13 protein-coding genes are annotated in these 15,882 nt (G+C 64.6%); 2 read left to right on the forward strand and 11 right to left on the reverse strand.

Annotated elements, in window-relative coordinates:
• Window positions 1-104: 104 nt before the first annotated feature.
• Window positions 105-1,217 carry an MraY family glycosyltransferase gene (locus tag ACLKOZ_RS13430; RefSeq protein WP_436475661.1) on the reverse strand — a complete coding sequence of 371 codons (1,113 nt, stop codon included), beginning with the start codon at window positions 1,215-1,217 and terminating at the stop codon, window positions 105-107.
• Between the two features lie 313 nt (window positions 1,218-1,530).
• On the opposite strand from ACLKOZ_RS13430, the gene ACLKOZ_RS13435 reads away from it, so the two are divergent.
• On the forward strand, window positions 1,531-2,427 hold the full coding sequence (locus ACLKOZ_RS13435) for a glycosyltransferase (protein ID WP_436475663.1): 897 nt from the start codon (window positions 1,531-1,533) through the stop codon (window positions 2,425-2,427).
• Here ACLKOZ_RS13435 and ACLKOZ_RS13440 read toward each other — a convergent pair.
• From ACLKOZ_RS13440 to argS, 10 genes are all read right to left on the reverse strand, one after another.
• A complete protein-coding gene (locus tag ACLKOZ_RS13440) occupies window positions 2,424-3,182 on the reverse strand; it encodes a WecB/TagA/CpsF family glycosyltransferase (protein ID WP_436475665.1) in 759 nt (252 codons plus the stop codon). The genes ACLKOZ_RS13435 and ACLKOZ_RS13440 overlap by 4 nt on opposite strands.
• Window positions 3,182-3,991: an L-threonylcarbamoyladenylate synthase gene (locus ACLKOZ_RS13445; protein ID WP_436475667.1), complete on the reverse strand. Its 810-nt coding sequence runs from the start codon at window positions 3,989-3,991 to the stop codon at window positions 3,182-3,184. Before ACLKOZ_RS13445 ends, ACLKOZ_RS13440 begins: the two co-directional genes overlap by 1 nt.
• Window positions 3,992-4,006: 15 nt before the next feature.
• Window positions 4,007-4,873, reverse strand: coding sequence for a peptide chain release factor N(5)-glutamine methyltransferase (gene prmC / locus ACLKOZ_RS13450; RefSeq protein WP_436475669.1), 867 nt, complete (start codon window positions 4,871-4,873; stop codon window positions 4,007-4,009).
• Between the two features lie 12 nt (window positions 4,874-4,885).
• Window positions 4,886-5,959, reverse strand: coding sequence for a peptide chain release factor 1 (prfA, locus tag ACLKOZ_RS13455; protein ID WP_337345845.1), 1,074 nt, complete (start codon window positions 5,957-5,959; stop codon window positions 4,886-4,888).
• 238 nt (window positions 5,960-6,197) lie between these two features.
• Window positions 6,198-8,396 (reverse strand): transcription termination factor Rho, encoded by a 2,199-nt coding sequence (rho, locus tag ACLKOZ_RS13460; RefSeq protein WP_436475672.1) that lies wholly within the window; start codon window positions 8,394-8,396, stop codon window positions 6,198-6,200.
• Window positions 8,397-8,693: 297 nt separating this feature from the next.
• Window positions 8,694-9,668, reverse strand: a complete 975-nt coding sequence (gene thrB, locus ACLKOZ_RS13465) for a homoserine kinase (protein WP_436475674.1) — start codon at window positions 9,666-9,668, stop codon at window positions 8,694-8,696.
• A gap of 2 nt (window positions 9,669-9,670) precedes the next feature.
• Window positions 9,671-10,777 carry a threonine synthase gene (gene thrC, locus ACLKOZ_RS13470; RefSeq protein WP_337345842.1) on the reverse strand — a complete coding sequence of 369 codons (1,107 nt, stop codon included), beginning with the start codon at window positions 10,775-10,777 and terminating at the stop codon, window positions 9,671-9,673.
• Window positions 10,778-12,094: a homoserine dehydrogenase gene (locus ACLKOZ_RS13475; RefSeq protein ID WP_436475676.1), complete on the reverse strand. Its 1,317-nt coding sequence runs from the start codon at window positions 12,092-12,094 to the stop codon at window positions 10,778-10,780.
• The gene (gene lysA, locus ACLKOZ_RS13480) at window positions 12,087-13,550 is read right to left on the reverse strand and encodes a diaminopimelate decarboxylase (protein ID WP_436475678.1); all 1,464 of its coding nucleotides are present in this window, start codon (window positions 13,548-13,550) and stop codon (window positions 12,087-12,089) included. Before lysA ends, ACLKOZ_RS13475 begins: the two co-directional genes overlap by 8 nt.
• A 5-nt stretch (window positions 13,551-13,555) precedes the next feature.
• Window positions 13,556-15,205, reverse strand: a complete 1,650-nt coding sequence (gene argS, locus ACLKOZ_RS13485) for an arginine--tRNA ligase (protein ID WP_436475680.1) — start codon at window positions 15,203-15,205, stop codon at window positions 13,556-13,558.
• A 186-nt stretch (window positions 15,206-15,391) separates the two neighbouring features.
• On the opposite strand from argS, the gene ACLKOZ_RS13490 reads away from it, so the two are divergent.
• On the forward strand, window positions 15,392-15,880 hold the full coding sequence (locus tag ACLKOZ_RS13490; RefSeq protein ID WP_337352182.1) for an FMN-binding protein: 489 nt from the start codon (window positions 15,392-15,394) through the stop codon (window positions 15,878-15,880).
• Window positions 15,881-15,882: the final 2 nt, after the last annotated feature.

A 15,882-nucleotide genomic window follows, 5' to 3' on the forward strand; every position in this document is an offset into this window, starting at 1 on the left:
ATGATCCCAATCGTCGGTACCAAGGCAAGGAGCCAGGGGCGTGGTGGAGGTCAGCTTGAGCTGCCCCTAAATTCTACACGAGATAGAAATATTTCCGAACGCCGTTACGCCGCGGGTTCCTCTTTCCTTCGCCGCAGGTACGGCCACGCCGTCACGAGGCCCATCACCAGGGTGGCGAAGAGGTCAACAGAGAGCACGATCTGCCACGGGAAAACTGCAAAAGCCAGCCCTCCGAAGGACAGGATGGCAGTCCACAGATACATGAGGATCACCACGGTCCGGTGCGAATAGCCGATATCCAGCAGTTTATGGTGGAGGTGCCCACGGTCCGCCGACCACGGGGAACGTCCGCGTGCCGTGCGCCGAACAACGGCGAGGCCCAGGTCAAGCAGTGGGAGGAACAGTACGGCGAAGGGCAGCAGGATGGGTATCACGGTGGAGATACCGTTGGCCCGGTCATACAACCCTGACGTGATCTGTCCGGTGGAGACAATACCCGCGGAGGCCATGAGCAGGCCGATGAGCATGGCACCGGAGTCCCCCATAAAGATCTTGGAGGGGAACCAGTTGTGCGGCAGGAACCCTATGCAACTGCCCACCAGGACCACCGTAATCAGCGTGGCGAGGTCCGATTTATCCAAGATGACGGATGTGCGGTGGACCCAGTAGGCGGTGAAGAAGAACGCTGTGCCGCCGATGATGGCCACGCCGGCAGCCAGGCCATCAAGGCCGTCGATGAAGTTGAAGGCGTTCATGGTGGTCACGATCAGCCCCGCGGTCAGCACCACCCGAAGCATCTCATTTTCCAGGGTGATCGGTTCCGGTATCCAGGGAACAATCGTCATCTGGACTCCCCAGATGGCTACCACCAGGGCTGCCGCACTTTGCCCGATGAGCTTGACCCACCAACGGATGTCCAGCAGGTCATCGGCTATGCCTACCAGCACGATCAGCACGGCTCCGGCGAGGATTCCCCACGGGGAAAAGTTGTTCCGGTAGATGTCCTTCACGAAGAAGGATTGGCTGGCCACGATCAGGGCCACCATCACACCAAGCAAGATAGCCACGCCGCCCAGCCGGGATACCGGCGTCGAATGCATGTCGCGGCTGCGGATGGGCATGTGGAGCTCGAGCCGGTTTCCGATAACCCGGGCACCCCAGGTTGCCGAGTAGGACACGACGGCAGCCGTCAAGCCCATGAGCAGGTACATAATCATGCGATGGCGGCCATTTCGTCAGTTCCTGCCGCAACTCCTGGAGCTGCGGCAGTGCTGGGGCTGGGCAGCCACAACAGCGGCTGTTCCGTGGTCGATGGGCTCACTGGCAGGGGATCTGTTCTTCGATAAATGAAACTTCTCCGTCGCCGGGCGCGCAGCAGGCAGTGCATTTTTTTCTTGTACGCAGTGCCTTACACGGCTGTATTACAGTGGACTCTAGTCAAAGATACTAGCGCCAACGGCTTCATGGCTTCGCGCCACACGGCGCACTGCGAGCGGGGAATTCCCTGTCAGCCATGCTGAAAGGAAGTCCATGACCCCCCGTATTGCTGTTGCTGCGGTGACCTTCGACCGTCACCGGGAGCTGTCCACCCTGTTGGACGCCATCAACGCCCAGTCCGCATCCGTGGACACCATCTGCCTGGTTGACAGCGGCACCAACCCCGCACGCGACGTAGCCGGTAAGCATCCCAACGTGGACTATGTCCGCTCCGAGGCCAACCTGGGCGGCGCCGGCGGCTTCGCCCTGGCAGCGCTCAAGGCCGTCGCGAGCGGCGCAGACTGGATCTGGATGATGGATGACGACGCCGAACCCGCTGACCCGGAATGCCTGGCCACCCTGCTTCGCGAAGCTGAAGCCCGCGATCTGGAGGCCGTGGTACCCCTCGTTGTCGCGCCGGGCCAGCCCGACCGGCTGTCGTTCTTCTTCCGCCTGGACGGAAAAGTCACCCACGACCGTGCCGAACTGGAGAAGGTCGGTTTCCTGTTGGATGACGGACATTTCTTCAACGGCGCGCTGATCCGCTCAGACGTCTTCTTCAAGGTGGGCCTGCCGGACATGCGCCTCTTCATCCGGGGCGACGAAGTGGACTTCACCATCCGGCTCCGCAAGGCGGGCATCCGGTTTGGCACCGTCACAACCACCGCCATCACGCACCCACACGCCTTCGCCGAAACCAAACACGTCTATGGGGCCGGCTGGCATGTCATCGTGCCGGAGTCGGCCTTCAAGCGGTATTACTACTACCGCAACCGCGGTTACCTGATCCGCCGGTATTTCCGGGTCAAGTCCTTCGTGGCCGACGTCGGCGGCTACGTTGGCTATTTTGCGCGGCGTCGAGACCTGCCCGGGTTCCTGGACTGGGCCAGATCGTTTACCACCGGGCTGCGGGCCAAGGGATTTGCTCCGCTGGAAGAGCAGAAGTTCTAGGACGTCCGCCTGAGGCGGCGCCGTGCGAGCAGCCACAGCAGGACCCACGGCTCGCCAAAGACGCGGTAGGCCACCCTGCGCGGGTGCAGGACCAGGCGCCAGGCCCACTCGAGCCCCAGCCGGCCCAGCCAGCGGGGTGCCAGCTTCTGGATTCCGGCGAGCTGCTCGATCGCCCCGCCCACGGCGCAGTAAATGGCCGGCGGCAAGGTATCCAGCCTGCGCTGCAGCACTGATTCCTGCAGCGGCATGCCGAGTCCCAGGAGCACCAACTGGGGACGCTGTTCGGTGAGCCAGGCGGCGGCGGTGTCCTCGACGTCGTCGTTCCAGCCTTCGCCAGGAAAGCCTGAGACCGTCGCGGACGGGACAATGCCCTCCAGCCTCGCTACTGCCTTCGCGTTGGCCTCGGGGCCGGCGCCGACCACTGCGATCCGCTCCAGTCCGGCCAGCCGCCCCAGGGCGGGAATCCAGTCCGTTGACCCAAGCCGGTACTCCATGACCGGCCCGGAAGCCTGCCCGGTACGGCCCCAGAGCCACAGCACTGGCGCTCCGTCCAGAAGCACAACGTCGCTGTCCTCGTAGAGGCGGCGGAAGCCGGGATCCGAATGGGTCAGCGTCACGCTATGCAGGTTATGGCCGACGACGGTCCGTGTGCTGCCATCGTCAACGAACCCCTCAAGGACATCAATCAGTTCGTCCACCTTCAGGGGCGTGGCGTCAACACCGAGGACCGGAATGGCCTGGCGGAGCAGGGTCATCAAGCGTTCGGCTCCTGTTTCGGACCGGCCGGCTCCCCCGCCGTTGCGCCTGTGGGGGCTTCATCCAGGGTGGCTTCAGCCAGGGGGACTTCAACCACCTCAGAGTCGCCTACTGGCGTCTCGTCCGCAGGTTCCTCGGCCATCGGGATCTCGCCGAGCCCCAGAACTCCCGGGACGTGCTCGCGCAGCTGTTGCAAGGTGACGGCGCCGTTCCGGACAACCCGGAGCAGCGGCCCGGTGGCATCAACAATTGTCGAAGGAACCCCTTCGGTGCCCTCAAGGGGCCGGAATCCGCCTTCAAGGTAGACCTCCACGGACTCAGCGAGCTGTTCCCGCGCCTCGGCGGCGGTCTGGGCCGCAGCGTGGCCGGTACGGTTGGCCGACGACACCGCCAGCGGACCGGTCAAGGTCAGCAGTTCCTGTGCCACTTCATCTGCGGGCATCCGGAGGGCTACCGTTCCCTTCGTGTCGCCGAGGTCCCAGTCCAGGGACGGCTGCGCATGCAGGATCAGCGTGAGTCCGCCGGGCCAGAAAGCTTCAGCGAGTTTGCGGGCGTCCGCGGACACGTCTGTGGCTAGGCCGTCGAGGGCATTGATCCTGGGGATGAGGACCGGCGGCGGCATGCTGCGGCCGCGCCCTTTGGAGACCAGCAGCATGGTGACAGCCTGCGGCGAAAAGGCATCGGCAGCGATCCCATAGACAGTGTCCGTGGGGAATACGACGCATTTCTGTTCGCTGATGGCACGCTGGGCATGTTCCAGTCCCAGGGCGCGCTGATCGTCTGACGTGCAGTTATAGGTTGTGCTCACTGCCTCATTCTTTCATCACTCGTGGTCCAGGCCGGAAAGCACCGCGCTGGTGGCCCGTTCCTTGCCGTTGAGATCCAGGTGCGTGGTAATTCCGGTCCACACACCGGACCGCGACAACATCGCCTTGATCCAGCCGGCCTGGACCTCAGCATGTTCCATCACGAAGTAGCCCCCGGGAACCAGCAGCCGCGCCGCGGAAGCTGCCGCCGCCGTCGGGAGTTCCATGCCATCCGCTCCCCCGCCGTACAATGCTTCCGGCGGATCGTGGAGCGCAACTTCCGGCTCGTTGGGAACGGCTTCGGCCGGGATGTACGGCGGATTCGAAATGACGACGTCGAAAGTTCCGTTAAGTTCGGGAAGCGCGTCGCGCAGGTCCCCCAGGACGAGGTTCACACCGAGGGGAGCGAGGTTCTTCGCCGCCCACGCGTGCGCGAACGGACTGTACTCCACGGCATGCACGTCCGCGCCCGGAACCTCATGGGCAATGGAACCGGCAATCGCGCCGGAACCTGTGCCCAAATCCACAATCCGCGGGTGTTCCATGCCTTTGACATGGTCGATGACCAGCTGGACGACAGACTCGGTTTCGGGCCGTGGGATGAAAACGCCAGGTCCGACGGCGAGTTCCAGGTAGCGGAAGTGCGCAACGCCCGTGATGTGCTGGAGTGGGGTCCGCTGCGCGCGTTCGGCCACGAGGTCCGCGTAGCCCTCCGGCGCCGGGGAGTTCCCGAGCATCATCGCCCGGAGCCGGCCGAGGCCGACGCCCAGCAGGTGTTCGGCGAGCAGCTCGGCGTCGACACGGGGACTGGGAACTCCGGCTTGCTGCAGTATGGCGGTGGCCTCACTGACTGCTGCCGCGAGGGTCCGCTCCGAACCAGTCATCTCTTGGGAAGGCTATTCGCCGATGGCGTCCAGGCGTGCCTGTTCGTCCATCTCGATGGCGGACTGGATGACGGGCTCGAGGTCGCCGTTCATGACCTGGTCCAGGTTGTAGGCCTTGTAGCCGGTACGGTGGTCTGCGATCCGGTTTTCGGGATAGTTGTAGGTGCGGATGCGCTCGGAACGGTCCATCGTACGGATCTGCGACTTGCGCTGGGCCGAGTTCTCGGCGTCGATCTGCTCCTGCTGGTGGGCCAGGATGCGGGCCCGGAGGACGCGCATGCCCGCTTCGCGGTTCTGCAGCTGCGACTTTTCGTTCTGCATGGCCACCACGATCCCCGTGGGAAGGTGGGTGATGCGGACGGCGGAGTCGGTGGTGTTCACCGACTGCCCGCCGGGTCCCGAGGACCGGTAAACGTCGATCTTGAGGTCGTTCTGGTTGATTTCGAGCTCTTCGGGCTCGTCAACTTCAGGCAGCACCAGCACACCGGCAGCCGAAGTGTGGATACGGCCCTGCGACTCCGTCACGGGCACGCGCTGCACACGGTGCACACCACCTTCGAACTTGAGCCGTGCATAGACGCCTTCGGCAGGATCGTTCGAGTTGCCCTTGACGGCCATTTGGACGTCCTTGTAGCCGCCCAGGTCAGATTCCGTGGCCGAGATAAGTTCGGTCTTCCAGCCGCGCGATTCCGCGTACCGGGTGTACATCCGCAGCAGGTCGCCGGCAAACAGCGCAGCCTCATCGCCGCCCTCGCCGCCCTTGACCTCAAGGATCACATTGCGGGCGTCGTCAGGGTCGCGCGGGATGAGCAGACGGCGCAGCTTCGCGGAGGCCGTCTCGAGCGCAGCCTCCAGTTCAGGCACCTCGGCAGCGAACTCGGGGTCCTCCCCCGCCATTTCCTTGGCAGCAGCAAGATCATCCCGGATGCCCTCCCACTTGTGGTACGCCTCAACAATGCCGTTCAGCTGGGCAGACCGCCGCCCCAGCTTCCGGGCCAGCCGCTGGTCAGCATAAACAGCAGGATCCCCAAGCTGCGCCTGGATAGCATCATGCTCATCAAGCAGGCCCTGTACGGACTCAAACATTTTCAAAACCTTTCGTTCTGCACCCATTTTAGTGGGGCACAGGAATCCATCCCAAAGCGGCCGGGCACGAGGTGAACCGGGCGCCCGACGCGTGGGTTTTCCGCCCCGGGAGTGGCATCGGGCCTGCCGAAGCGTGGTGGCCAAGTCCGTCAGGACATGGCCACCACGCGAAGGGGCGGGGGCGGAAAACCCGCGTGGCGAACCACGCGAGGCAACCGCACCCCGCCCCTGAAAACAGCTATTTGTCGTTATCCGACTTCGCACCAAGCGTCGTCTTCTGGACCTGCATGAGGAACTCGACGTTGCTCTGGGTCTCCCGGATCTTGTTGGTCAGCAGCTCAAGGCTCTGCTGCGTTTCGAGTCCGGAGAGGACACGGCGCAGCTTCCACATGATCTTGACTTCCTCGGGGGAAAGCAGGTTCTCTTCGCGGCGGGTACCGGAGGCGTTGACGTCCACGGCCGGGAAGATGCGCTTGTCAGCCAGCTGGCGGGACAGGCGGAGCTCCATGTTGCCGGTGCCCTTGAACTCTTCGAAGATGACTTCGTCCATCTTGGAACCAGTCTCCACAAGGGCGGTTGCCAGGATGGTCAGGGAGCCACCGTTTTCGATGTTGCGGGCTGCACCGAAGAAGCGCTTCGGCGGGTACAGCGCAGCGGAGTCAACACCACCGGACAGGATGCGGCCAGAGGCCGGTGCTGCCAGGTTGTAGGCGCGGCCCAGGCGGGTCATGGAGTCCAGGAGGACCACCACGTCCATGCCCATTTCCACGAGGCGCTTGGCGCGTTCGATGGAGAGTTCGGCCACGGTGGTGTGGTCATCGGCCGGACGGTCGAAGGTAGAGGCAATAACCTCGCCCTTGACCGTGCGCTGCATGTCGGTGACTTCTTCGGGGCGTTCGTCAACGAGCACCATCATGAGGTGGACCTCAGGATTGTTGGTGGTGATGGCGTTGGCGATGGACTGCAGGATGAGCGTCTTTCCGGCCTTCGGCGGGGAGACGATCAGGCCGCGCTGGCCCTTGCCGATCGGGGCAACCAGGTCGATGACGCGGGGGCCGATCTTCTTGGGGTCGGTCTCGAGGCGCAGGCGCTCGGACGGGTACAGCGGAACCAGCTTGGCGAACTCGACGCGGTCCTTGAGTTCTTCGGAGGTCTTGCCGTTGACTGATGTCACGCGGACCAGGGCGTTGAACTTCTGGCGGGCTGACTGCTGGCTGCGGTCTTCGCCGTCACGCGGAGCACGGATGGCTCCAACCACGGCGTCGCCCTTGCGCAGGTTGTACTTCTTGACCTGGGCGAGGGAGACATATACGTCGTTCGGGCCCGGGAGGTAGCCGGAGGTGCGGATGAACGCGTAGTTCTCCAGGACGTCCAGGATTCCTGCGACAGGCAGCAGGACGTCGTCCTCGGTGACCTCGACGTCGTCGACGTCCGGTCCCTGGGCGCGTCCCCGACGGCGGTCGTTGCGGTCGCGGAAACGGTCATTGCGGGAGTTGTCCCGGCTATCCTGGCCGCCTGAGCGGTCATTGCGGTCGTTCCGGTCCCGGCGGTTGCGGCGGTTCCGGCGGCTTCCGCCGTCAGAATCATCGCTGTCGCGGGTGTTGTCGCGGGAGTCCTCGCGACGGGCGCCTTCACGCTGGCCAGCCTCACGGCTGCCTGCATTGTCGCGGCCGCCGTCAGTGGTCTCGCGAACGGCGGTGTCGCGAGCCCCACGGCTGCGTCCGCCTTCACGGCGGTCGCCACGCTGGCCGTCGCCGGCTTCTGCGCCTTGGGCGTCGGTGCGCTGGGTTTCGGTGCGCTGGGTTTCAGTGCGCTCTGCCTGGCGCTGTTCGGCAACGGGCTGCTCGGCCGGTGTTTCGACAGCTTCGGCAGTCTGCGGGGACGCAGCAGCTGCTTCACCGCGGCGGCGGTTGCGGGTACGGGGCTGGCGGCGTTCGCCGGCGCCTTCTGCTGCCTCGCCGGCCTCGGCGGGCTGGGAGGCCGGAGCTTCGGCGGGGGCAGCGGCCGGAGCCTCGCCGGCTGCTTCCGCCGGAGCGGCGGCAACAACGCCGTCGCTGACTGCCCGGCGGCTGCGGCCACGGCCACGTGCACGGGTACCCTCGGCGGCCGGGGCCTCCGCGGTTTCGCTCGCTGCAGCGGCGGGTGCAGTCGCAGGCGCGGCAACAGTGGGAGCGGCGTGGTTTTCAGTCGCCTTTCCGGCAGCCTTGGCCGGGGCCTTGGTGGCCGGAGTGCCTGCGCGGTGGGCGGAGATGGCCGTGACCAGGTCCCCCTTGCGCATGCGGGATCCGCCGGAGATACCTAGCTGGCTGGCAAGCGCCTGCAACTGGGCGAGCTTCAGGCCGGCGAGGCCGCTGCTCTTGGCGGGTGCGGCCGTTGACGATCCGGCAGCAGAAGATGATAGTTCCACAGCTGGAGACAGCTCAGTGGTTTCGGTCACGAAGGATCCTTCCCCCTCGACGGCGTCCAGACTGGGAGCTGGACGCGATGATTTGATCTGGGCTGCAGTTCAGATCTGCAGCCGGAAATTCGGCCTTGCCGGTTGGATTTCGGCCAGCAGGGCCGGATACTGATTCACCCACGCTCCGATTAATGGCGAAACGCTGGACTGACGGTTCAGGGGCAGACACTTCATGCTGCAGATTCCTGCGACAGACCAAGCAGGCGGCACCGGAAGATGTTGCGCAGTAGGAGATCAAATAACAACTGAATGCAGCTGCAGATCAGATAGGCGGAATCACCGCCGGTGCAAGTCCACCTTAGCACCTTCAACGTCCACTGCGAGCTTCAGCACGCGCCAGGCGATATCCGGCGTGTTTGACGCCGTAAACGCATTGATAAAGTCCACGACCGCGGAGGCTTCAGCCTGGCCGTTGGCCAGCACCAGGACCGTGGGCCCGGCACCGGAGACGACGGCCGCATATCCGGCTTTCCGCAGCGCGCTGATCAGGGCTGCGCTGGGCCGCATGGCTTCCGCGCGGTAGCTCTGGTGCAGGAAATCCTCGGTGCCGGCGAACAGGAACTCCGGCTTCTGCGTCAGTGCATGGATCAGCAGGGCAGCCCTGCCCGAATTCATGGCGGCAGCATGGTGGCCCACCGAGGCAGGCAGGAGCGCGCGGGCGGCCTCCGTGGACAATTCAAAATCAGGAACCGCCACAATCGGGATCACCGACTCCAGCACACTGGCACACGTGCTGCTGTACTGGTCACTGTCCTGCCAGGAGAGCGCCAGCCCACCGAAAATGGCCGGTGCGACGTTGTCCGGATGGCCTTCCAGCTCGCTGGTGAGCTGGAGGATCCAGTCGCGCCCACGCTGTCCGGCCTCCGGCACCATGGCGTTGGCCGCGGAGACTGCAGCCACCACAGCCGAGGCCGATGAACCCAGGCCCCGGCCGTGCGGGTTGACGTTTTTCGCGATAATCTTCAAGCCGCCATGGCGGTAGCCCAGTCGCTCGAAGGCGGCTTCCATGGCCCGGATAACCAGGTGGTTGGCATCGCGCGGCAGCGTTTCGGCTCCCTCGCCGCTGAGCTCGAAAAGCAGTTCGTCGGTTTCGAGGCTCTCCACTGTCAGGGTGTCGTGCAACGCCAAGGCCAGGCCAAGGCTGTCATATCCGGGACCGAGATTGGCGCTGGTGGCCGGGACCCGAACGGTGACGCGCTGTCCTGCCTCGATGAGGGGCAGGCCAACAGTGGTGGGCGAGGTGGTTTCCACGGCTACTTGTCTTCCAGTCCCAGTTCGGCTGCAACGGTCACAACATCGTTGGAGACCTTGACCGGCTGCACGTCGCTGCCGTCTTCGGTGCGCAGTGCCCACTGGGGGTCCTTGAGCCCGTGGCCCGTGACGGTGATGACAATCGTCTTGCCGGACGGAACTTCCCCCGCGGCGTGCTTCTTCAAGAGCCCGGCAACACCGGCTGCTGAGCCGGGCTCCACGAAGACACCTTCGCGGGCCGACAGCCAGCGGTGGGCATCGAGGATTTCTTCGTCCGTGACGGCATCGATGAATCCACCGGACTCGTCGCGGGCGGCGATGGCGCCGTCCCAGGAGGCAGGGTTGCCGATCCGGATGGCGGTGGCGATGGTGTCCGGCTCGGTGATCGGGTGGCCCGCTACGAACGGCGCGGCGCCAGCGGCCTGGAAGCCCCACATCTGCGGGGTCTTGGTGGAGACGGCAGGAAGGGTACCGGCTGTTGCGGACTCGAACGGCGCGGAGTACTCCTTGTAGCCCTTCCAGTAGGCCGTGATGTTGCCGGCGTTGCCGACGGGCAGGACGTGGATGTCCGGGGCGTCGCCCAGGGAGTCCACTACCTCGAATGCGCCGGTCTTCTGGCCTTGGATCCGGGCAGGGTTGACAGAGTTGACCAGGAAGACCGGGTAGGACTCCCCCAGCTTCCGTGCAATGTCCAGGCAGTTGTCGAAGTTGCCGTCAACCTGGAGCAGCGTGGCTCCGTGCGCGATGGCCTGGCTGAGCTTGCCCATGGAGATCTTGCCCTCGGGAACCAGCACGGCACACTTCAGGCCTGCGGCGGTTGCGTAGGCTGCGGCGGAAGCCGAGGTGTTGCCGGTGGACGCGCAGACAACGGCCTTGGCGCCGGATTCAACGGCGGCGGTCATGGCCATGGTCATTCCGCGGTCCTTGAACGAACCGGTGGGGTTCATTCCCTCGACCTTCAGGTACACGGTGGAACCGGTCAGTTCGGAGAGTTTCTGCGCATGGACCAGCGGGGTCCCGCCCTCACCCAGGGTGATGACCCTGGTGGATTCCGTCACGGGCAGACGGTCAGCGTATTCGCGGATAACGCCGCGCCATTGGTGAGCCACTTAGACTCCTTCTACCCGCAGAACGGATGTAACTGAATTGATGACGTCCAGGCCTTTCACGGCCTCGACGGTGGCTGCGAGGGCAGCCTCGGATGCGCGGTGGGTGACAATCCGCAGTTCGGCCGATTCCACGTTGGACTCGGCGTCCTTGTGGATGGTCTGCCGCATGATTTCGATGGACACGCCATGCTCGGCGAAGAGCTGGGCGATGCGGGCCAGGACGCCGGGCTGGTCGGCGACGTCGAGGCCGATGTAGTAGCTGGTGGTTGCCGCTTCGATAGGCAGCGCCGGGACGTGGCCGGTAGTGGTTTCGGTGCGCTGGGGTCCGCCCAGCACCAAGCGGCGGGCGGCCGATACAAGGTCACCCAGCACGGCGGAGGCAGTGGGAGTGCCTCCGGCGCCCTGGCCGTAGAACATCAGTTCGCCGGCGTTTTCCGCTTCGATGAACACGGCGTTGAACGCACCGCGGACGGCGGCCAGCGGGTGCTCGCGTGGCAGCAGCGTCGGGTGAACCCGCACCGAAACCCCTTCGCCGCCGTCGGAATCGGTGAGTTTTTCGGCAATGGCCAGCAGCTTGATAACAAATCCCGCATCCTTCGCCGCGGCGATGTCGGACGCGCTGACGGAGGTGATGCCTTCGCAGTGGACGTTCTCCAGCGCGAACCGGGTGTGGAAGGACAGCGTGGCCAGGATGGCTGCCTTGGCGGCGGCGTCATGGCCTTCGACGTCGGCTGTGGGGTCCGCTTCCGCGTAACCAAGGCGCTGGGCTTCGGCGAGGGCATCGGCGAACTGGGCACCGGTGGAATCCATCTGGTCCAGGATGAAGTTAGTGGTGCCGTTGACGATGCCCAGCACCCGGGTGATCCGGTCGCCGGAAAGGCTGTCGCGGATGGGGCGCAGGATGGGGATGGCGCCAGCGACGGCAGCTTCGTAGGAGAGCTGCACGCCGGCCTTGTCAGCTGCCTCATAGAGGGTGGGTCCGTCCTGGGCGAGCAGTGCCTTGTTGCCGGTCACCACACAGGCGCCGTTGCTCAGCGCCGAGAGGATCAGGGTGCGGGCAGGTTCGATGCCGCCCATCAGCTCGATGACGAGGTCGGCGTCCTTGACCAGGGTTTCGGCGTCGGTGGTGAACAGTTCCTGCGGCAGGTCAACGTCGCGCTTGGAATTGACGTTGCGCACGGCGATGCCGCTGAGCTGCAGGCGCGCACCGGTGCGGGCAGCAAGGGCATCGGCGTCCTCAATGAGAATCCGCGCAACCTGGGCCCCAACGTTGCCACAGCCCAGCAGGGCCACTTTCAGGGTTCGCAATTCAGTCATTCGGCACTCCCATGTCGCGGTTAAGCAGATCTTCTTCGGTTTCCCCGCGGACAATCAGCCGGGCAGATCCATCGCGCACCGCGACAACGCCCGGCCGGGCCAGATAGTTGTAGTTGCTTGACAGGGCCCAGCAGTAGGCGCCGGTACCCGGTACAGCAAGCAGATCACCGGCTGCCACGTCCTCGGGCAGATATACATCTCTAACAACTATGTCGCCGCTCTCGCAATGTTTGCCCACTACGCGGGACAGCTGCGGTGACGCCGTCGACGTGCGGGAGGCAAGAATTGCCGAATAATCCGCGTCGTACAGCACCGGGCGTGCGTTGTCACTCATGCCTCCGTCCACTGACACATAGCGGCGGGGATACGTAACGTTCTCCTGCCCTTCCGCGTCAACACGGACGGTCTTCAGTGTGCCTACCTCGTACAGCGTGAAGGTGGTGCTGCCCACGATGGCGCGACCCGGCTCGATGGAGATCCTGGGTGACGTGATGCCCAGCTCGGCACAGGTGGAACGCACGACGGCGGCCATCGCCGTCGCGATGTCGGCTGCGGGGCGGGGGGTGTCAACGGGTGTGTACGCGATGCCGTAGCCGCCGCCAAGGTCCAGTTCGGGCAACTCGATCGAGTACTTTTCCTGCACGGCTGCCAGGAACCGCAACAGCTTCTCGGCGGCCAGCGCAAAACCGTCGGGCTCGAAGATCTGCGAGCCGATGTGGCAATGGAGCCCGAGCAGTTCGATGCCGGGGTGTGCGGCAGCAGCTGCTACCGCTTCCTCGGCCGCGGAGAGTCCTTCCCTGTCTGTGGAGTCCGCGGCCATGGACAGGCCGAACTTCTGGTCCTCGTGGGCTGTAGCAATGAATTCATGCGTGTGGGCGTAGACGCCGGGGGTCAGCCGGAGCATGACCTTTGCCTGTTCACCGCGCCCGTGCGCGATGGCACCGACGCGGACCAGTTCGTCGAGGCTGTCCACCACGATGCGTCCAAGGCCCATGTCCAGCGCGCGATGGATTTCGGCGTCGGATTTGTTGTTGCCGTGCAGGGCCACGCGCTCACCGGGAATGCCCGCTCGCGCGGCCACCGCCAGTTCACCGCCCGAGGCCGTGTCCAGGCGCAGGCCCTCTTCCTCGACCCACTTCACAACGGACGTGCACAGGAAGGACTTGCCGGCGTAGTAGACGTCCACTCCCCCGCAGATGTCCTGGAATGCTGCGTCGAAGGAGTCCTTGAAGGCCCGCGCCCGGGCACGGAAGTCGGACTCGTCCATTACAAAAAGCGGCGTCCCAAACTGTTCCTTCAGGGCGGCGACGTCGATGCCCGCCACCGTGAGGACGCCGTCGTTGTTCCGCTGCACGCTGCCTGCCCACATGGGTTCGTGCAGGGCGTTCAGATCCGCCGGCACCGACAGCCAGTCGGGAGCCAGCGGGGACGCTGCATTTCCGGTCTGCACTGTCATGGGGATCACATCCGTTCCGGCGCGGAAACGCCAAGGAGGTCAAGGCCGTTGGCCAGTACTTGGCTGGTGGCGTCGTTAAGCCACAGCCGGGTGCGGTTGACGTCGGTTACCGGCTCGTCGCCCATGGGGGCGATTCGGCAGGCGTCGTACCAGCGGTGGTAGGCGCCGGCAATCACTTCCAGGTGGCGGGCCACGCGGTGCGGCTCACGCAGTTCCGCAGCTTTGGCCACGATGGAGGGGTAGCTGCCCAGGTACGAAAGCAACTCATTTTCCGTGGCGTGGTCCAGCAGGGAAGCCTCGAAGGCGCTCCGGTCCACCCCAGCGGCCACGGCGTTGCGGGCGGCGCCGCGGGTACGCGCGTGGGCGTACTGGACATAGAAGACGGGGTTTTCGTTGCTGTGCTTCTTGAGCAGGTCCGGATCCAGGGTGAGTGGCGAGTCCGCAGGGAAACGGGCCAGGGAGTAGCGCACGGCGTCCTTGCCCAGCCAGTCGATGAGGTCTTTGAGCTCGATGATGTTGCCGGCACGCTTGGACAACTTGGCACCGTTGACGGAGACCAGCTGGCCGATCAGCACCTCGATGTTCACCTCGGGGTCATCGCCTGCGCAGGCCGCAATGGCCTTCAGGCGGTTGATGTAACCGTGGTGGTCTGCTCCGAGGAGGTAGATTTTCTCGGTAAAGCCGCGGTCCTTCTTCGACAGGTAATAGGCGGCATCGGCGGCAAAGTAGGTGGGCTCGCCGTTTGCCCGGATCATCACACGGTCCTTGTCGTCACCGAAGTCGGTGGTGCGCAGCCAAACGGCACCGCCGTCGTCGAACACGTGACCCTGCTCGCGAAGGCGGGCAACGGCACTTTCGATGGCGCCGGCGTCGTGCAGTTCCTGTTCGGAGAAGTAGACGTCAAATGCCACGCCGAAGTCCGCGAGGGTGGACTTGATGTCCTTCATCTGGGCCTTGTAGGCCGCCGCGCGGATCACCGGGATGGCGGCGACTTCCGTCAGCTCGCGGATGTCCGGGTGTTCGCTGAGTACCTCGTGGCCGAGGTCCGCGATGTATTGGCCAGGGTAACCGCCGTCGGGCACGGGGCGTCCGTGAAGCCGGGAGTAAACGGAGTTGGCGAAGACGTTCATCTGCGAGCCGGCGTCGTTGATGTAGTACTCAGCGGTGACTTCGGCTCCGGAGGCACGCAGGACGCGGGCGATCGCATCGCCCAGGGCGGCCCAGCGTGTGTGGCCTATGTGGAGGGGTCCGGTGGGGTTCGCGGAGACGAATTCCATGTTGACCACGTGGCCGGCGAGCGCGGTGTTGGTTCCGTATTCCGGTCCGGCTTCCACGATGGCCTTTGCCAGGGCACCTGCCGCGCCGGCATCCACCGTGATGTTCAGGAAGCCGGGTCCGGCGATGTCCACGGCGGAGACACCATTGATGGACTTCAGCCGGGCGCTAAGGATCGTAGCGAATTCACGCGGGTTGGTGCCTGCTTGCTTGGCGAGCTGGAGCGCAATGTTGGTGGCCCAGTCACCGTGGTCCCGGTTCTTCGGTCGCTCCACGCGCACCTCATCAGGGACAGCTGATGCGGAAAGCGCGATTTCGCCAGCGGCGACGGCGTCTTTCAGGCAGGTGGATATGGCGAGGGAGAGTTCTTCGGGAGTCACCCCTCTAGCCTACCGGGGGCCGCCACATGGACGAATTTGAGCATTGCGCGTGACCGGCGCCAACTCGTCCAGGCAACGGCGATTTTCCTCACAGCAGTTGCACGGCCGAATCACAGGGTGAACCATTACGGTGAATCCGACGTTGAGAACACCGTAAGCACCCAGCCCACGAAACGAGACCCATTCATGAGACCGTCAGTCCGCAAGAGTGTTTTCGCCGGTATCGCCGGCCTTTCCCTCGCAGGAACGGTGGCCGGCTGCGCGCCGTCCGCTACACAGGACACGCCTGCTACCACCGGCAACAGTTCGCCTGCAACGTCGGCCGCGCCATCCACCACTTCCCCTTCGGGCACTTCGTCGTCGCTCGCCAGCAGTGGTTCCGTCTACCAGGACGGTACATATAGCGCGGATGGCACCTACGTTTCCCCGAACGGCACCGAAACCGTCGGTGTTGAACTGACCCTTGCTTCGGGCAATGTCACGGCTGTAAACATCACCCAGCATCCCTCGAACCCGAACACGCGGAAATTCCAGGGCGAATTTGCCAGTGGGATCGCAGCGCAAATCGTGGGAAAGAGCATCGACGAACTGAACGTTTCCAAGGTGGCAGGGTCCTCGCTCACCAGCGGCGGCTTCAACCAGGCGCTCGAAAAGATCAAGGCAGAGGCAAAGTAGGA

Origin of the sequence: Arthrobacter sp. R4, from assembly GCF_051365025.1 — a bacterium.
In the GTDB taxonomy this organism is placed as follows: domain Bacteria; phylum Actinomycetota; class Actinomycetes; order Actinomycetales; family Micrococcaceae; genus Arthrobacter.